This is a genomic window from Roseomonas sp. F4 (assembly GCF_053891155.1).
This window is the reverse complement of the sequence record NZ_JBSSHK010000003.1, coordinates 603,997-619,609: the sequence shown is the minus strand read 5'-3', so window position 1 is coordinate 619,609 and position 15,613 is coordinate 603,997. Positions and strand designations below refer to the sequence as shown.

The 15,613-nt window shown below is 69.2% G+C and carries 13 protein-coding genes; 8 read left to right on the top strand and 5 right to left on the bottom strand.

Features of this window, described 5'->3' with window-relative positions; all coding sequences use genetic code 11:
• Positions 1 to 248: 248 nt before the first annotated feature.
• Entirely contained in the window at positions 249 to 986 is a 738-nt protein-coding gene (locus ACVFYP_RS15225) for a Crp/Fnr family transcriptional regulator (RefSeq protein WP_499201036.1), read from the top strand.
• Positions 987 to 1,072: 86 nt separating this feature from the next.
• Entirely contained in the window at positions 1,073 to 1,762 is a 690-nt protein-coding gene (locus tag ACVFYP_RS15220) for a hypothetical protein (RefSeq protein ID WP_499201035.1), read from the top strand.
• 39 nt (positions 1,763 to 1,801) lie between these two features.
• On the opposite strand, the gene ACVFYP_RS15215 is transcribed toward ACVFYP_RS15220, so the two are convergent.
• The 5 genes from ACVFYP_RS15215 to leuC form a co-directional block, all read right to left on the bottom strand.
• On the bottom strand, positions 1,802 to 4,129 hold the full coding sequence (locus ACVFYP_RS15215; RefSeq protein ID WP_499201034.1) for a xanthine dehydrogenase family protein molybdopterin-binding subunit: 2,328 nt from the start codon (positions 4,127 to 4,129) through the stop codon (positions 1,802 to 1,804).
• A gap of 90 nt (positions 4,130 to 4,219) precedes the next feature.
• Positions 4,220 to 7,372, bottom strand: a complete 3,153-nt coding sequence (locus ACVFYP_RS15210) for an efflux RND transporter permease subunit (protein ID WP_499201033.1) — start codon at positions 7,370 to 7,372, stop codon at positions 4,220 to 4,222.
• A gap of 6 nt (positions 7,373 to 7,378) precedes the next feature.
• Positions 7,379 to 8,611 (bottom strand): efflux RND transporter periplasmic adaptor subunit, encoded by a 1,233-nt coding sequence (locus tag ACVFYP_RS15205; protein WP_499201032.1) that lies wholly within the window; start codon positions 8,609 to 8,611, stop codon positions 7,379 to 7,381.
• Between the two features lie 68 nt (positions 8,612 to 8,679).
• On the bottom strand, positions 8,680 to 9,276 hold the full coding sequence (gene leuD / locus ACVFYP_RS15200; protein ID WP_499201031.1) for a 3-isopropylmalate dehydratase small subunit: 597 nt from the start codon (positions 9,274 to 9,276) through the stop codon (positions 8,680 to 8,682).
• Complete coding sequence (gene leuC / locus ACVFYP_RS15195) at positions 9,276 to 10,661, bottom strand: 3-isopropylmalate dehydratase large subunit (protein ID WP_499201030.1); 1,386 nt, start codon at positions 10,659 to 10,661, stop codon at positions 9,276 to 9,278. The genes leuD and leuC overlap by 1 nt, the downstream gene beginning before the upstream one ends.
• A 55-nt stretch (positions 10,662 to 10,716) precedes the next feature.
• Here leuC and ACVFYP_RS15190 point away from each other — a divergent pair, with 55 nt between their 5' ends.
• From ACVFYP_RS15190 to ACVFYP_RS15165, 6 genes are all read left to right on the top strand, one after another.
• Positions 10,717 to 11,607 carry an SMP-30/gluconolactonase/LRE family protein gene (locus ACVFYP_RS15190; RefSeq protein ID WP_499201029.1) on the top strand — a complete coding sequence of 297 codons (891 nt, stop codon included), beginning with the start codon at positions 10,717 to 10,719 and terminating at the stop codon, positions 11,605 to 11,607.
• Between the two features lie 109 nt (positions 11,608 to 11,716).
• On the top strand, positions 11,717 to 12,157 hold the full coding sequence (locus ACVFYP_RS15185; protein ID WP_499201028.1) for an ester cyclase: 441 nt from the start codon (positions 11,717 to 11,719) through the stop codon (positions 12,155 to 12,157).
• A 131-nt stretch (positions 12,158 to 12,288) separates the two neighbouring features.
• Positions 12,289 to 13,257 (top strand): Bug family tripartite tricarboxylate transporter substrate binding protein, encoded by a 969-nt coding sequence (locus ACVFYP_RS15180; protein WP_499201027.1) that lies wholly within the window; start codon positions 12,289 to 12,291, stop codon positions 13,255 to 13,257.
• Positions 13,254 to 13,949 carry an IclR family transcriptional regulator gene (locus ACVFYP_RS15175; RefSeq protein ID WP_499201026.1) on the top strand — a complete coding sequence of 232 codons (696 nt, stop codon included), beginning with the start codon at positions 13,254 to 13,256 and terminating at the stop codon, positions 13,947 to 13,949. Before ACVFYP_RS15180 ends, ACVFYP_RS15175 begins: the two co-directional genes overlap by 4 nt.
• A complete protein-coding gene (locus tag ACVFYP_RS15170) occupies positions 13,946 to 15,130 on the top strand; it encodes a CaiB/BaiF CoA transferase family protein (RefSeq protein WP_499201025.1) in 1,185 nt (394 codons plus the stop codon). Before ACVFYP_RS15175 ends, ACVFYP_RS15170 begins: the two co-directional genes overlap by 4 nt.
• A complete protein-coding gene (locus ACVFYP_RS15165; RefSeq protein ID WP_499201024.1) occupies positions 15,130 to 15,585 on the top strand; it encodes a hypothetical protein in 456 nt (151 codons plus the stop codon). Before ACVFYP_RS15170 ends, ACVFYP_RS15165 begins: the two co-directional genes overlap by 1 nt.
• Positions 15,586 to 15,613 lie beyond the last annotated feature (28 nt).

Below are 15,613 nucleotides of genomic sequence, written 5' to 3'. Positions count from 1 at the left end.
CTTCCAGCCCGCCGGAGAGGCCGCCGCGGCGAAAGCCGCGGCGGCCTTGGGCCACGAGAATGCCCCAGGTCCGCGCGGAGCCACCGCGCGCTGCCCGGGCCGGTCTCCCCCCTGCGCTCGCAGGTGAGACAGGCGTCACGCGCAATCCACATCCGCGATATGGCTTTGTATATTCCAATCGCGGGTGGGTAGGCCTAGGGTTGCAACTCTAGGACGGCGGCCGCGCGTCACCAGGACCTCACCATTTCATGGCCCGCAACACCAATCTCACCCCGTTGCCCGGAAGCTGCGCCGCCTGCACGGTGCGGCCCTTCGCCCTGTTCCGGGTGATCCCGCAGGCGCGGGTGGGGGAAATCGCGCGCATCCGGTCGGGCGTGCGGCTGGTGCGGGCGGGGGATGCCATCATGGATGGCGTCTTCACCATGTATGCGGGCTGGGCCTTTTCCTGGACCGCGACCCCGGATGGGCGCCGCCAGGTGCTGGATTTCCACCTGCCCGGCGACCTGGTGGAACGCACCGAGGATGCGGCGGAGGTGGAGGCGCTGACCGATGCCTCCTTCTGCATCCTGTCCAAGGAACGGCTCTGCGCCTTCATGGGCAATGATCCGGGCCTCGCGCTGTCCTATGTGGAGGGGCTGACCCGGGACCGCGCGCGGATGCGCGAGCGGCTGACCAGCCTGGGCCGACGCGATGCCGCCGGGCGCGTGGCACATCTGCTGCTGGAATTGCATGGCCGGCTGCTGCGCCGGGGTGGTGCCGATTCGCGCGGCGCGGCGGTGCCGCTGAAGCAGGCGCATCTGGCCGATGCGCTGGGCCTGTCCGTGGAACATGCCAACCGGGCGCTGGCGGCGCTGCGCAAGGATGGCGTGGCGACGCTGCATAAGGGGCGGCTGGATATCCTGGACCGGCAGGCGCTGGAGGATCTGGCCGGCTGGGCCGGCGGCCCCCAGGCCGGCAGCCTCGCCCCCCGAACCCTGGCCGGCTGAAGCGCCCGGGGGCCACAAGGGTGACGATTTCCCGATGGCGCCTCCTGCGGTAGCCTTGCCGCCGACCCCGGACGGACCCCAGGCCCATGCGCAATCTGCCCCTGCGTCACCTGCCGATCAGACTGGCCCAATGGCTGTGCTGCCTGCTGCTGCTGGCCTGTGGCGCAGTGCCACAGGCGACACTGGCCCAGTCGCCAGCCCAGGCGCAAATACCGATCCAGGCGCAGGGTGACCCCTCCTTCCAACTGGTGAACCGCGGCAGCCAGGCGATCCGCGAGATCTATGTCTCGCCCAGTGAGGATCGCTATTGGGGCCATGACTGGCTGGAGGCGAATGTGCTGCCCGCCGGCGGGCGCTTTCCCGTCCGCATCGCCCCCTCCGCCGGCTGCCTTCAGGATGTGCGGGTGGTCTATGCCGATGGAAGGTCGGAGGAACGGCGGCGGCAGGACACCTGCGGGCTGGTCGAGATGGTCTTCGGCGGCGGCGCGCCGGCCGGACGGCCAGGGCAGCCGCCCGCCGCGAGCGGCAATCCCTCCTTCAACCTGGTCAATCACGGCGGAATGGTGATCCGGGAGGTCTATGTCTCCTCGGCGCGGGAGACCAATTGGGGCCTCGACCGCCTGGGTGATCAGGTGTTGCCGCCGGGGCGGCATCTGGCGGTGCGGCTGCCGCTGAATGACTGCGTGAACGACATCCGCATCGTCTGGGTGGATGGCCGCAACGAGGAACGCCGGCGCATCGATACCTGCGCGATGGTGAATATGGTTTTCCAATAGGGCCGGTGCGGGGGCCTCGCCGGCCCCCGCGCCGCCCGCTCAGGCGGCCTTGGCGGCCTCCAAAGCCTTCCAGACGATCTCCGGCGTCGCCGGCATGTCGATATGCGTGACGCCGGCGCCGGACAGGGCATCGACCAGCGCATTCATTGCCGCCGGCGGCGACCCCACCGCGCCGGCTTCGCCCGCGCCCTTCACGCCGAGGGGATTGGTCTCGCAGGTCACCTCGATCAGGTCGACGTCGATATCTGGCAGGTCCTCCGCCCGCGGCAGAGCGTAATCCATGAAGGAGGCGGACAGCAGCTGGCCGGAGCCATTGTCGTAGCTCGTCCGCTCATGCAGCGCCTGGCCGATGCCCTGGGCCACGCCGCCATGCACCTGGCCGCGCACGATCAGCGGGTTCAGCGCATGGCCCACATCGTCCACCACGATGTAGCGCGGCACGGTGACGATGCCGGTCTCAGGGTCCACCTCCACCTCCGCCACATGGCAGCCATTGGGGAAGGTGTGGCTGTCGATATTCGCGGTTTCCATCGCATCCAGCAGGATCGCGCTCTCGCCGGAGGCCACGCGCTTCCGCTGGATCGCGGCGAGGTCGAGGATGCCGATGCCGCGATCGGTGCCCGCCACCTCGAACCGGCCGCCGGCCGAGACGAATTCGATATCGGCGACGGAGGTTTCGAGCTGCTCGGCGGCGGCCTGCTTGCCCTTCTCAACCACGCTGGCGGTGGTCACCAGGATCGCCTGGCCCTCGGAGTACAGGCTGCGCGCGCCGCCGGTGCCGCCGCCGGAGGGCAGCGTCTCGCTATCGCCCTGCCGCACCCGGATCTTGTCGATCGGGATACCCAGCTCATGGCTGGTCATCATGGCATAGGCGGTTTCGTGCCCCTGGCCCGTGGACTGCGTGCCGACATAGAGATCGACAAAACCGTCATCGGCGAAGACGACCTTGGCATTCTCCGTCGCCGCGCCGCCGGTGGCCTCCAGGTAGTAGGCGAGGCCGATGCCGCGCTGCTTGCCGCGCCGCGCGGCTTCCGCGCGCCGGGCGGGGAAGCCGTCCCAGTCGATCTTGACCAGCGCCGCATCCATCAACTGGCCGAAATCGCCGCTGTCGTAGCGCTGGCCCATGGCGGAAACCCAGGGCATGGCGCTCTGCTGCACCATGTTGCGGCGGCGCAGCTCGATCCGGTCGATGCCGAGTTCGCGCGCGGCGGCGTCGATCAGGCGCTCAACCAGGTAGTTGCTCTCCGGCCGCCCGGCGCCGCGATAGGCGTCCACGGGGACCGTGTTGGTCAGCACGCCGATCACATGGGCATGGATCGCCTCGAAGCCATAGACGCTGGCCAGCACCTTGGTGCCCGCGCCGGTCGGAATGAAGGGCGCGAAGGTGGAGAGATAGGCGCCCATGCCGGCATAATTACGCGTCCGCATGGCCAGGAACTTGCCGCCCGCATCCGTGGCGAGTTCGCCGAGCGTGATGTTGTCCCGCCCATGGGTGTCCGACAGAAAGGCCTCGCTGCGGTCGCTGGCCCATTTCACCGGCCGGCCCACCTGGCGCGCGGCGAAGGCCACGAGAACATGCTCGGGATAGAGAAAAATCTTCATCCCGAAGCCGCCGCCGACATCCGGCGTCACCACCCGGACATTCTCCGCCGGGATGTTGAAGATGCTGCCCGAAAGGATGTTCTTCAGCAGCCAGGAGCCCTGGGTATTGGTGTGCAGGGTGAGCTTGTCGCCCTCCCACCCGGCGACGGCCGCACGGGCTTCCATGCTGGCGACGACGACGCGGTTGTTCACCACGGTCAGGCGGGTGACATGGGCGGCGCGGGCAAAGGCGGCATCGGCCTTGGCCTTGTCCCCCGCCTCCCAGTCGAAGACCACGTTGTTGGCGATCTCCGGCCAGACCGCGGGCTGGCCCGGCTGGAAAGCCGTGGCGAGGTCGGTCGCGGCGGGCAGGGCGTCGTAGTCGACTTCCACCGCCTCGGCGCCGTCGCGGGCGGCCTGGGGGGTTTCGGCGACGATGAAGGCGACCGGGTCGCCGACATGGCGCACCACGCCATCGGCCAGGGCCGGGCGCGGCGTATTGCCCCGCGGGCTACCGTCGCGGTTCTTCATCGGGATCAGGCAGGGCAGGTCGCCAATGCCGGCGGCCTTGAGGTCGGCGGCGGTGATAACCGCCAGCACGCCCGGCACCGCCAGCGCGGCGGATGTGTCGATCTTCGTGATGGTCGCATGCGCCTGCGGGCTGCGCAGCACGATGCCATGCGCCTGCCCGGCCATGGCGAGGTCATCCGTGTACTGGCCCCGGCCGGTCAGCAACCGAGGGTCCTCGACCCGTCGCACCGACTGGCTCAATCCGAACTTCGCCATGGCGTCACATCCCCGCTTGGTTCCGACGAGTATCTGCTGTCCCGGGGGCGTCCGTGAAGGGGGGTCGCGCAGTTGCGACCCCCACGCCGCCTATTCCGCCGGCGCCGCCGCCTCCCGGCCGGCAAAACGCCGCTTCACCCCCTCCCGCATCGACTGGAACACGACGTAGAGCATCGGGATGATGAAGATGCCGATCAGCGAGGCCGCGATCATGCCGCCGAAGACCGGCGTGCCCACCGCGCGGCGGGAGGCACTGGCGGCACCCGATGCGATCACCAGCGGCACCAGGCCGAGGATGAAGGCCACCGAGGTCATGATGACGGCGCGGAAACGCAGCCGAGCGCCCATCACCGCCGCCTCCCGGATCGGCATCCCCGCCTCCCGCCTCTCCTTGGCGAATTCGACGATCAGGATGCCGTTCTTGGCGGCGAGTGCGATCAGCACCACCAGCCCGACCTGCGCATAGACGTCGAGCGACAGGCCGGCGAGCACGATGGCCCCAAAGGACCCCAGCGCGCCGACCGAGATGGACAGCAGCACCGGGATCGGGATCACCCAGCTTTCATACAGCGCGACCAGGAAGAGGTAAGCGAAGAGCAGGGCCAGGGCCATGATGATGCCGGTCTGGCCGCTTGCCTGCTTTTCCTGGAAGGCCGTGCCGGTCCATTCATAGCCGTAGCCGGCCGGCAGCGCGGTTTCCGACAGCGCCTCCATCGCCGCCAGCGCGTCGCCCGAGGAAATGCCCGGCCGCGGCGACCCGCCGATGCGCACCGACCGCACATTGTTGTAGCGGTTGATGGTCTGCGGCCCGAGCACGATGCGGATATCGGCGATGGAGCGCAGCGGCACCATCTCCCCGGCGCTGTTGCGCACATGGATGCGCCACAGATCGGGGATGTCGTCGCGATCCGTCGCCTCGCCCTGGATATTCACCTGCCAGGACCGGCCATACAGGTTGAAGTCGTTGACGTAGAAGCCGCCCAGCGTGGTCTGCAGCGCGTTGAAGATGTCGCTGATGCGGATGCCCAGCGCCTGCGCCTTGTCGCGGTCCACATCCAGGAACAGCGACGGGGTATTGGCGGTGAAGGTGGAGAACACCGCCGTCAGCCGCGGGTCCTGGTTCGCCGCCGCCGAAAGGCCCTGCATGGCGGAGAACATCTCCTCCGGCGGGCGGCCTTCCAGGTTCTGCATCTGGTATTCGAAGCCGCCGCCGGTGCCGAGGCCGATGATCGGCGGGATGTTGAAGGCGAAGGTATTCGCCGTGCGGATCTGCTGCGTCGCGCCGAAGACCCGGCCGATGGCGGCGAAGACGCTTTCCTGCGCCGAGGCACGGTCCGCGAAGGGCTTCATCCGCACCACGATGAAGGCGGCATTGGACTGCGACCCGCCATCGATCAGGCTGAAACCGACGATGGCCAACACGCGGTCCACCCCCGGCACCGGAGCGATGATCGCCTCCGCCTGTTCCACCGCCGCGCGGGTGCGCGACAGGCTGGCGCCGGCGGGAAGCTGCATCTGCACGAAGAAGGCGCCCTGGTCTTCCTCCGGCAGGAAGCCCTGCGGCGTGCGGGCGCCGAGGAACAGGATGCCGCCGGCCGCCACCGCCACCAGCACCAGCGACAGGATGGAAAAGCGCACCAGCCGGGCGACGATATTGCCGTACTTGTCGCGCACCCAGTCGATGGCCCGCATCACCGCGGCCAAAATGCCCTTCCGCGGCCCATGCCCGACCGGATGCGGCCGCAGGAACAGCGCGCAGAGCGCCGGCGACAGGGTCAGCGCATTGAAGGCCGAGATCACCATGGCGACGGAGATCGTCACCGCGAACTGGCTGAACAGCACGCCCGAGAGGCCCGGGATGAAGCCCACCGGCACAAAGACGGACAGCAGCACCAGGGTGATGGCGATGATCGGCGCCGTGATCTCCCGCATCGCCTGCTTGGTCGCGTCCTGCGGGGACATCTCGGGGTGTTCGGCCATCACCCGCTCGACATTCTCCACCACCACGATGGCGTCATCGACGACGATGCCGATGGCCAGCACCATGGCCAGAAGCGACACGGTATTGGCCGAAAAGCCCAGCAGCAGCAGCACGGCGAAGGTGCCGATCAGGCTGACCGGCACGGCGATGGTCGGGATGACGGTGGCGCGGAAACTGCCCAGGAACAGCAGCACCACCAGCACCACCAGCACGAAGGCCTCGAGCAGAGTCTTGATGACCTCGTAGATCGTGTCCACGACGAAGGTGGAGGTGTCGTAGAAGACCGAGGTCTGCATCCCCTCGGGGAAGCGCCGCGACATCTCGTCCAGCACCTTGCCCAGGTTGGAGGCCGCGGTGACGGCATTCGCGCCGGGCGACAGGTAAGTGGCCAGCGTGATGGCCGGGCGGCCGTTCAGCCGGCTTTCCATGTCGATCCGCGCGGCGCCGAGCTCCACCCGTGCCACGTCCCGCAGCCGCAGCAGCGACCCCTGCGCATCGGCGCGAATGACGATATTGCCGAATTCCTCCGGCGTGGTCAGGCGGCCCTGGGTCTGCAGGTTGATCTGGTATTGCTGGTCGTCCGAGATCGGCTGCGCGCCGATGCGCCCCACCGCCGCCTGCACGTTCTGCGCCTGGATCGCCGCGATCACATCGGCCGGCGTCAGGTTCAGGCTGATCAGCCGGTCCTGCTCGAACCAGATGCGCATGGAATAGTCGCGCGCCCCGAACAACTGCGCCGAGCCGATGCCGGGCGTGCGCGCCAGGCGGTCCAGCATGTTGATGGTGACGTAGTTCGACAGGAACAGCGCGTCATGCTCGGGATTGGTCGAGGTGATGGTGATGAACTGCAAGACTGCCGAGGACTGCTTGCGCACCGTGACGCCGGAACGCTGCACCTCCGATGGCAGCCGGGCCAAGGCCGACTGCACGCGGTTGTTCACATTGACCGTGGCGATGTCGGGATCGGTGCCCAGCGCGAAGGACACCGACAGCGTGTAGCTGCCGTCATTGGCGCTGTTGGAGGACATGTAGATCATGCCCTCCACCCCGTTCACGGCGCTTTCGATCACCTGCGCCACGGTGGATTCCACCACCGAGGCGGAAGCGCCGCCGTAATTGGTGGTGACCGAGACCTGCGGCGGCACGATATCCGGGAACTGCGCCACAGGGATGCGCAGCATCGCCAGCCCACCCGCGAGGGTGAGCAGGATGGACAGGACGATCGCCAGCCGGGGGCGATCGACGAAGACGGCGGAGATCATGGCCGATCAGCCCTGCCGGCCGGCGGGGGCCGCACCGGGGGCACGGATCGGCGCCGTCGCCGGGCCGGGCTGCACCGCCTGGCCGGGGCGGACGCGCTGCACGCCTTCCACCACCACCCTCTCCCCGGTCTCCAGCCCCGATTCCACCACCACCTGGTCGGCGATGCTGCGGCCGAGCACGAGCGGGCGGCGCGCCGGCTTGTTCTCCGCATCCAGCACCCAGACGTAATTGCCCCCCTGGTCCTGCAACACGGCGCTGCGCGGGATGACCACGGCCTGCACCGGCTCCGCGCCCTCGACGGTGACGTTCACGAACATGCCGTCGATCAATTCCCGGTCTACGCTGCCGTCGCTGTTATTGGCGCCGCGCGGCGGGTTGGGGATCAGGGCGCGGACCAGCACCGTGTCGGTGTTGCGATCCACCTGGGTGTCGATGAAGTCGATGCGGCCGACCTGGTTGTAGATCTGGCCCGTCACCAGCCGGATGCGCACCCGCGTCGCCTCGGCGCCGCCACGGCTGGCATAGCGGTCGCGCAACTCCGTCCCGGTGCGCAGGTTGACGCGGAAGGCGACGCGCATCGGGTCCTGGCTGACCACGGTGGCCAGCGGGTCCGTGCTCGGCCCGACCACGGCGCCGACCGAGAAGGTGGCGCGGCCGACCTTGCCGGCGAAGGGCGTGGCGATATCAGTATAGCCGAGGTTGATCTCCGCCACGCGCAGCTGCGCCTGGGCGCCGAGCAGCGTCGCCTGGGCGGTGCGCTGGGCGGCGGTCGCATTCTCCACATTCACCTGCGTGCCCGCGGAGCTGCGCACCAGGTCCCGCGCGCGGGCCAAAGCACTGTTCGCGTTCTGCAATTCCGCCTCGGCGGAGGCGACGGTGGCGCGGGCGCGGGCGACCTCCGCCTCGAAGGGCGGGCGTTCCAGGCGGAACAGCACCTGGCCTTCCTGCACCTCCTGCCCCTCCCGGAACGGACGTTCCTGGAGGAAGCCGGTGACGCGGGCACGCAGGTCCACACGGTCCTGCGCCTCCACCCGCCCGACGAATTCGGTGCTTTCCGTCACGGGTCGGCGTTCCACCGCGATCACACCCACCGCCGGCGGCCCCTGCGGACCGAACTGCGCCAGGGCCGGCGGGGCGGAAACCAGAATGCCGAGCGCCATCAGGGCGACCGCCTGACACAACAGGGGGCGGAAGGCCAAAAAGGCCGCGCGAGGCGCGGCCGGGACGAAGGGCATCATGGGTGCAATCCACTATTTGGACCGCACCCAATCCTATCCCGACGCCTCGCGTCAAGTTTCCCGAAGACTTATGCGGCGCTGGCCCGCCGCGCCTCGAAAGCGGTAATCTCCGACTCGAGAGTCAGGGTCAGACCGATCTCGTCCAGCCCGCGCAACAGACAGTCGCGGGCGAAGCCGGGGACGACGAATGAATGCGTGGACCCATCCGGCGCCGTCAGGATCTGTGCCTGGAGGTCAACGGAAAGTGTTGTGCCCGGTGCGGCGACAATCGCCTGGCGCAGGGGCGCCACCACCGTCTCCGGCAGCCGCACCGGCAGCAGCCCGTTCTTCAGGCTGTTGGAGAAGAAGATGTCGCCAAAACTCTCCGCCACCACGCATCGGAAGCCCATGGCGAGCAGCGCATAGACCGCAGCTTCCCGCGACGACCCCACGCCGAAATTGCGCCCGGCCACCAGGATGCCAGCCGAATCGAAGGGCGGCCGGTTCAGGATGAAGTCGGGCCGCTTTTCCCCTTCCGGCGTGAAGCGCTGGTCATGGAAGCCGTATTCCACATAACGCGCATCGCGCGGGCGGCGCATGAAGCGGGCCGGCATGATCTGGTCGGTATCGACATTCGCCATGTCGAGCGGCGCGGCGATGGCGGTGAGCTGGGTGAAGGCGTCCATCAGCTTGCGCTCACCAGCCGGCCCGCCACGGCCGAAGCCGCCGCCGAGGCCGGGGAGACCAGATGCGTCCGCGCCCCTCGCCCCTGCCGGCCGGCAAAATTGCGATTGGAGGTGGAGGCGCAGCGCTCCCCCTCCCCCACCGTCTCCCCATGCATGGAGACGCAGAGCGCGCAGGAGCTTTCCTCCCACCGCGCGCCGGCTTCCTTGAAGATCCGGTCCAGCCCTTCAGCCTCCGCCGCCCGCTTGACCCGCGACGAGCCGGGCGAGACCAGCATCGGCACGGCAATGCGCTTGCCGCGCAGCACCGCAGCCGCGTCCCGCAGATCCTCGATCCGCGCATTGGTGCAGGAGCCGAGGAAGACGCGGTCGAGCGTCACATCCGCCATCGCCTCCCCTCCGCGCAGACCCATATAGTCCAGGCTGCGCGCCCAGGCCTTTTTGCGGGATTCGTCGGGGGCGTCCTCGGGGCGCGGAACGCGGCCGGACAGCGGCACGGCCTCCTCCGGGCTGGTGCCCCAGGTGGCCATGGGGTGGATGGCACTGGCGTCGATCGTCACCTCGGAGGCGAAGACGGCATCGGCATCGCTGAACAGGCGGTCCCAGGCCGGGTCGGGCTGCGCCGGGGCATAGGGGCGGCCGGCGAGCCAGGCGCGCGTCACGGCATCCGGGGCCACCATGCCGGTACGGGCGCCGGCCTCGATCGCCATGTTGCACAAAGTCAGCCGCGCCTCGACCGACAGCGCGCGCACGGCGGAGCCGGCGAATTCAATGGCGCCGCCAAGGCCGCCACCGGTGCCAATCCGGGCGATCAGCGCCAGCGCCATGTCCTTGGAGGTACTACCTTCTGGAAGCGTGCCTTCAAAGCTGCATCGGATCTGCTTCGGCGGCGACTGCCAGATGGTCTGCGTCGCCAGCACATGCGCCACCTCGCTGGCGCCGATGCCGAAGGCCAGCGCGCCGAGCGCGCCATGGGTGGAGGTGTGGCTGTCGCCGCACACCACCGTCATACCCGGCAGGGTCAGCCCCTGCTCCGGCCCGGCGACATGCACGATGCCCTGGTCCGGGTCCGCCAGTTCGAAGGCGCGGATGCGGTTGGCGCGGGCATTTTCCTCGAAGGTCTCGATGATTCCCCGGATTTCCGGGTCCCTCACCTCCGGCGTGCTGCGGCCGACGGTCGGCGCATAATGGTCGCCGAAGCCGAAGGTCAGGTCGGGCCGGCGCACCGCCAGGCCGCGCGCCTTCAGCATGTTGAAGGCGTGAAAGCTGCCCTCGTGGAAATAGTGGCGGTCCACATAGAGCAAGGCGAGGCCGTCATCGCGGGCTTGCACAACATGTGCATCCCAGATCTTTTGGAAGAGCGTTTTTTGAGAAAGTGTCTGGCCCATGGGCGGACACTGCCGCCGGCTTGGCGGAACGGCAAGACCCGGGCAGGTTCTTTCCATGTGGAACACGCCCCCCGCCGCCCTCACCCCGACCCTTCTCTCCCGCCTGCCGGACGCCCAGCGCCGGCCACGCCGCAGCGCCTGGGCCGATGCCAACCGGGGCGGCGCGCCGGTGGACAGCTTCCTGGAAGGCCCCTGCTTCGATGGCGCGGGCAACCTGTTCTGCACCGACATCCCGCATGGCCGCGTCTTCCGTGTCTCCGGCAGCCATTGGGAAGCGGTGGCGGAATATGAGGGCTGGCCGAACGGCTTGGCCGCGCGCGGCGACGATGAATTGCTGGTGGCCGATTACCGCCACGGCGTGCTGAGCCTCGACCCTCGTAGCGGCGCCATGACGGCGGTGGCGGAGAACATCAACAGCGAGGGTTTTCGCGGGATCAATGACCTGATCCTGCATGCGGATGGCTCGATCCTGCTGACAGACCAGGGCCAGACCGGCTTGCAGGACCCCACCGGCCGGGTCTGGCGGCTGCATCCGGATGGGCGGATGGACCGGCTGATCTCCAACGGGCCGAGCCCCAACGGGCTGGTGCTGAACCGGGCGGGGACGCATCTGCTGGTCGCCATGACCCGGTCCTGCGAGGTCTGGCGCTTCGCCCTGCGGCCGGATGCGGTGGTGGCCAAGGCGAACCTGTTCTTCCGCGTCCCCGCCGGCACCTCCGGCCCCGATGGCATGGCGGTGGATGCGCATGACCGGCTGTTCGTCGCCAATCCCGGCCATGGCCAGGTCTGGGTGGTGGACCCGCACGGCCTGGCGACGCATCGGGTGGACTGCACCGCCTTCGGCCGCATGCCGACCAACTGCGCCTTCGCGCCGGATGGGCGAACGCTGGTGATTACCGAGAGCCAGTCCGGTAGCCTGCTGGCGGTGGAAATCCCCGCCCCCTGAGGTCGTCGGCCCGATCATGTCCGGGCGGCCCTCATCAGGCCGCCCGCCCTGGCAAATGGCCGCGCGGCGACCTAGCCTGACCCGGCGAATGGTCAGGAGGTCGCGCCCGATGTCACCGGAGGCCATCACCGCGGCTTTGTTCGATCGCTGGGAGCGGGTCTGGCACGGCGGCGAATTCGACCTGATCCCAAGCTGCGTCGCACCCTGCTACATCCGACACGACCAGCTTGGTGACCGGGCGGTGACGCCGGAAAGCTATGCCCAGGAACTGGCATCCGTGCGGACACAGAGACCCGGCATCCGGGTCCGCGTCTACGATCACAGCTTCCAGGGCAGCCGGGCCTGGTACCGGTTCGAATTCCGCTGGAACGATCCCGAATCCGGCGCGCCGCGCAGCCAGGCTGGCCTGCAATCCTATCGCATCGAGGACGGCAAGCTGGCGGAGACATGGATATCCTTGTTGCCGGTCGGATCATCCTGGCCTGATCCCGTCGCGCAGGAGACATGGACCAGCCCGCCGCCCACACCCACCCATTCCATCTCGCCCTGAGTCGTCGAACGCGCCTGATCTGACTTGACGTGCGTGGCAGGGCCAGGGGAATGTCATCCCTGGAATAGAACGGTATTCTGTCTGATAGAACGACGGATCGCGAGGTCCACCCAAGCGTCACGGAGGAAACAATGAACATCGCCCGCCGCGCCCTGCTCGCCGCCCCGGCCTTGCTGGCCTTGCCAGCCCAAGCCCAAAGCTCCTGGCCCGACCGGCCGATCCGCATGGTGCTGCCCTATGCCGCCGGCGGCGCCACCGATGTCATCGGCCGGCTGGTGGCGGACCGACTGTCGCAGCGCCTGCCGCAGCGCGTGGTGATGGAAAACCGCACCGGCGCCGGCGGCGCCATCGGCAGTTCCTTCGTCGCCAAGGCACCCGGCGATGGCCACACCCTGCTGTTCCACAATATCGGCCATGCCGTGACCAAGGCGATCTACCCGCAGCTGGACTACGACCCGGCCACCGATCTGAAGGCCGTCAGCATCGTGGCGGAAAGCCCCATGGTGCTGCTGGTGCCGCCCAATTCGCCGCACCGGACCCTGGCCGATCTCGTCGCCTTCGCCCGCGCCAATCCGGACAAGCTGGGCTATGGCAGCACCGGCGGTGGCGGTGCGCTGCAACTCGTCAGCCTGCTGTTCCTGCGGGAGGCGGGGATCAAGATGACCGAGATCCCCTATCGCGGCGGCGCCCCGGCGGCGCTCGACCTCGCCGCCGGCACGCTGGACATGCTCTATGACGCCAGCCTGACCGCCTTCGGCCTAGCGCGGGGCGAAAGGGCGCGGGCGCTGGCGATCTCCGGCCCCAGCCGCAGCCCAGGGATGCCGGATGTGCCGACCATGGCCGAATGCGGCTTTCCCGGCGCCACCTTCATGGTCTGGCAGGCCATCCTCGCCCCCGCCACCACGCCGGACCCGCTGGTCGCCCGCATCCAGGCGGAAGTGGCGGCCGTGCTGGCCGAACCGGCCACCCGCGCCCGGCTACTGGAACTCGGCGCGGAACGCCTGGTCGGCAATACCCCCGCCGAGGCCCAGGCCTTCGTCACCGCCGAGATGGCGAAATGGGCGGTGATCCTGCGCGAGGCCGGGGTCCGCGCCGGGTGACGCAGACGGCCGACCAGAAGGATGGCGTGGCGGCGGTGGATCGGGCGCTGGCCATCCTCGGCGCCTTCCGCCCCGGCGATGCCAGCCTGTCGCTGGCGGAGCTGGCGGCGCGCACCGGACTGTACAAATCCACCATCCTGCGGCTGCTCGCCTCCCTGGAGCGCGGCCGCTGCGCCGCGCGGCTGGCGGATGGGCGCTGGGCGCTGGGGCCGATGCTGTTCCATTGGGGCGCGCTGCATGCCCGGGCGCAGCCGGTGGAGGCGCATTTGCCGCCTCTTCTCACCGCCTTGGCCCAGCGCAGCGGCGAAACCGCCAGCTTCTGGGTGCGCCACGCCACCCAGCGCCTGTGCCTCGCCCGCGTCCGCAGCCCCAACCGCATCGGCGACGACCTGGCGGTGGGCGACCTGATCCCGCTGCCCGCCGGCGCCGGTGGACGGATATTGACCGCCGCCGATCCGCGCGGCCTCGGCGTCGTCGCCACCTATGGCGAGCGCAACCCGGATACCGCGGCCATCGCCGCGCCGGTCTTCGGCCCAGGCGGGATCTTGGCCGGGGCGCTCAGCCTCTCCGGCCCCAAATCCCGCATCCAGGCGCAATCCGATGCCCATCTTGCGACGATGGCGGAAGCCGCGTCCGATCTCACCCGACGACTCGGCGGCGACTTGCCGCACCCCACCGGAGACTTCGCATGACCAGCCCGACACCCCTCGCCGGGATCCGCGTGCTTGAATTCACCCATATGGTCATGGGGCCGACGGTGGGGATGACGCTGGCCGATCTCGGCGCGGAGGTCATCAAGGTGGAACCCGCGCCGGAGGGTGACAGCACCCGCCGGCTGGGGGGTTCCGGTGCCGGCTTCTACGCCGCCTTCGGCCGCGGCCGGCGCAGCCTGTGCCTGGACCTGAAGAAGCCGGAGGGCCTGGCGCTGGTCCAGAAACTGGCGGCCAAGGCGGATGTGCTGATCGAGAACTTCCGGCCCGGCGCCATGGCCAAGCTCGGCCTCGGCTATGCCGAGCTGTCGGCCACCAATCCCGGCCTGGTCTATTGCTCCTGCAAGGGCTTTTTGCCCGGCCCCTATGAGCACCGCACGGCGCTGGACGAAGTCGTGCAGATGATGGGCGGCCTCGCCTATATGACCGGGCTGGAGGGGCGGCCGTTGCGCGCCGGCAGCTCCGTCATCGACATCATGGGCGGCCTGTCCGGCGTCATCGGCATCCTGGCCGCGATCACGGAGCGCCAGCGCACCGGCAAGGGCGGCGAGATTCAGGCTGGGCTGTTCGAAACGGTGGCCCTGCTGATGGCCCAGCACATGGCGCAGACGAAGATCATGGGGCAGGAGCCGCCGCCCATGTCCGTCCGCCGCCCCGCCTGGCCGGTCTACGACATCTTTGGCACCTCCGACGGCGGGCAGGTTTTCGTCGGCGTGGTGACGGATACGCAGTGGCCGGCCTTCTGCAGCGCCTTCGGGCTGGACGACCTCGCCAATGATCCGACGCTGAGCAACAAGAAGCAGCGCGCCGACGCCCGCGACCGCACCATCCCGCGCATCGCCCAGGCGCTGCTGGCCTATACCAAGCCCGAACTGATGGCGAAGTGCGAGGCGCTGGGCCTGCCCTTCGCCCCCATCGGCAAGCCGGCGGAGCTTTTCGAGGACCCGCATCTGCTGGGCTCCGGTGGGCTGGTGCCGCTGCACCTGCCGGACGGCACGCCCATCGGCCTGCCCGCTTTGCCCGTCTCCATCGACGGCGCACGCCCCGGCGGGACTGGCGACCTGCGGCCCGCCGGCGCCGATGGCGCGGCGATCGCGGCGGAGCTGGGCTATTCGGAGGCCGAGATCGCGGCACTGCGGGCATCCGGCGTGTTGACTGGCTGATGTATGTTCTGAAGCCGGGCGTGAAGGAGAATCCGCTGTGGCGCTGGGCGCTGCCGGACCGCGTGTTCTTCGCCTCCGGCGCCTGCCATATCCTCGCCTGGGCCTTTCTGCGCCGCTATCCGCAGTCCGGCGCCACGCCGCTGTGGTTCCGCCCGGCACCCGGCTTCACCGGCAACCATATCGTCGCGGCGACGCCGGGCTGGGTTTTCGACTATCACGGCTACAGCCGGCCGGACGCCTTCCGAAGCCATATGCAGCGCAAGGCCAGCCGCTGGTGGCCGGGCTGGTCCGCCGAGGAGATCACACTGCTTCCCCATGTGCTGGTCTCGGAGGCGGAGTCGAAGCGCATCGAGGGGTTATGGCTGCGCGAACCCCGCCAATTCCTGCACGACGCACTGCCCCGGGCGGAGGCCTTTCTGGCCCGCTTCCCAGCCCCGCCGCGCGGATGCGCGTGACGGGATCACAGATCGCGGATTACCTGGC

Coding starts and splice junctions, on each gene's coding strand:
- ACVFYP_RS15225 (WP_499201036.1), top strand. CDS start 249: ATGGCCCGCAACACCAATCTCACCCCGTTGCCCGGAAGCTGCGCCGCC.
- ACVFYP_RS15220 (WP_499201035.1), top strand. CDS start 1,073: ATGCGCAATCTGCCCCTGCGTCACCTGCCGATCAGACTGGCCCAATGG.
- ACVFYP_RS15215 (WP_499201034.1), bottom strand. CDS start 4,129: ATGGCGAAGTTCGGATTGAGCCAGTCGGTGCGACGGGTCGAGGACCCT.
- ACVFYP_RS15210 (WP_499201033.1), bottom strand. CDS start 7,372: ATGATCTCCGCCGTCTTCGTCGATCGCCCCCGGCTGGCGATCGTCCTG.
- ACVFYP_RS15205 (WP_499201032.1), bottom strand. CDS start 8,611: ATGATGCCCTTCGTCCCGGCCGCGCCTCGCGCGGCCTTTTTGGCCTTC.
- leuD (WP_499201031.1), bottom strand. CDS start 9,276: ATGGACGCCTTCACCCAGCTCACCGCCATCGCCGCGCCGCTCGACATG.
- leuC (WP_499201030.1), bottom strand. CDS start 10,661: ATGGGCCAGACACTTTCTCAAAAAACGCTCTTCCAAAAGATCTGGGAT.
- ACVFYP_RS15190 (WP_499201029.1), top strand. CDS start 10,717: ATGTGGAACACGCCCCCCGCCGCCCTCACCCCGACCCTTCTCTCCCGC.
- ACVFYP_RS15185 (WP_499201028.1), top strand. CDS start 11,717: ATGTCACCGGAGGCCATCACCGCGGCTTTGTTCGATCGCTGGGAGCGG.
- ACVFYP_RS15180 (WP_499201027.1), top strand. CDS start 12,289: ATGAACATCGCCCGCCGCGCCCTGCTCGCCGCCCCGGCCTTGCTGGCC.
- ACVFYP_RS15170 (WP_499201025.1), top strand. CDS start 13,946: ATGACCAGCCCGACACCCCTCGCCGGGATCCGCGTGCTTGAATTCACC.
- ACVFYP_RS15165 (WP_499201024.1), top strand. CDS start 15,130: ATGTATGTTCTGAAGCCGGGCGTGAAGGAGAATCCGCTGTGGCGCTGG.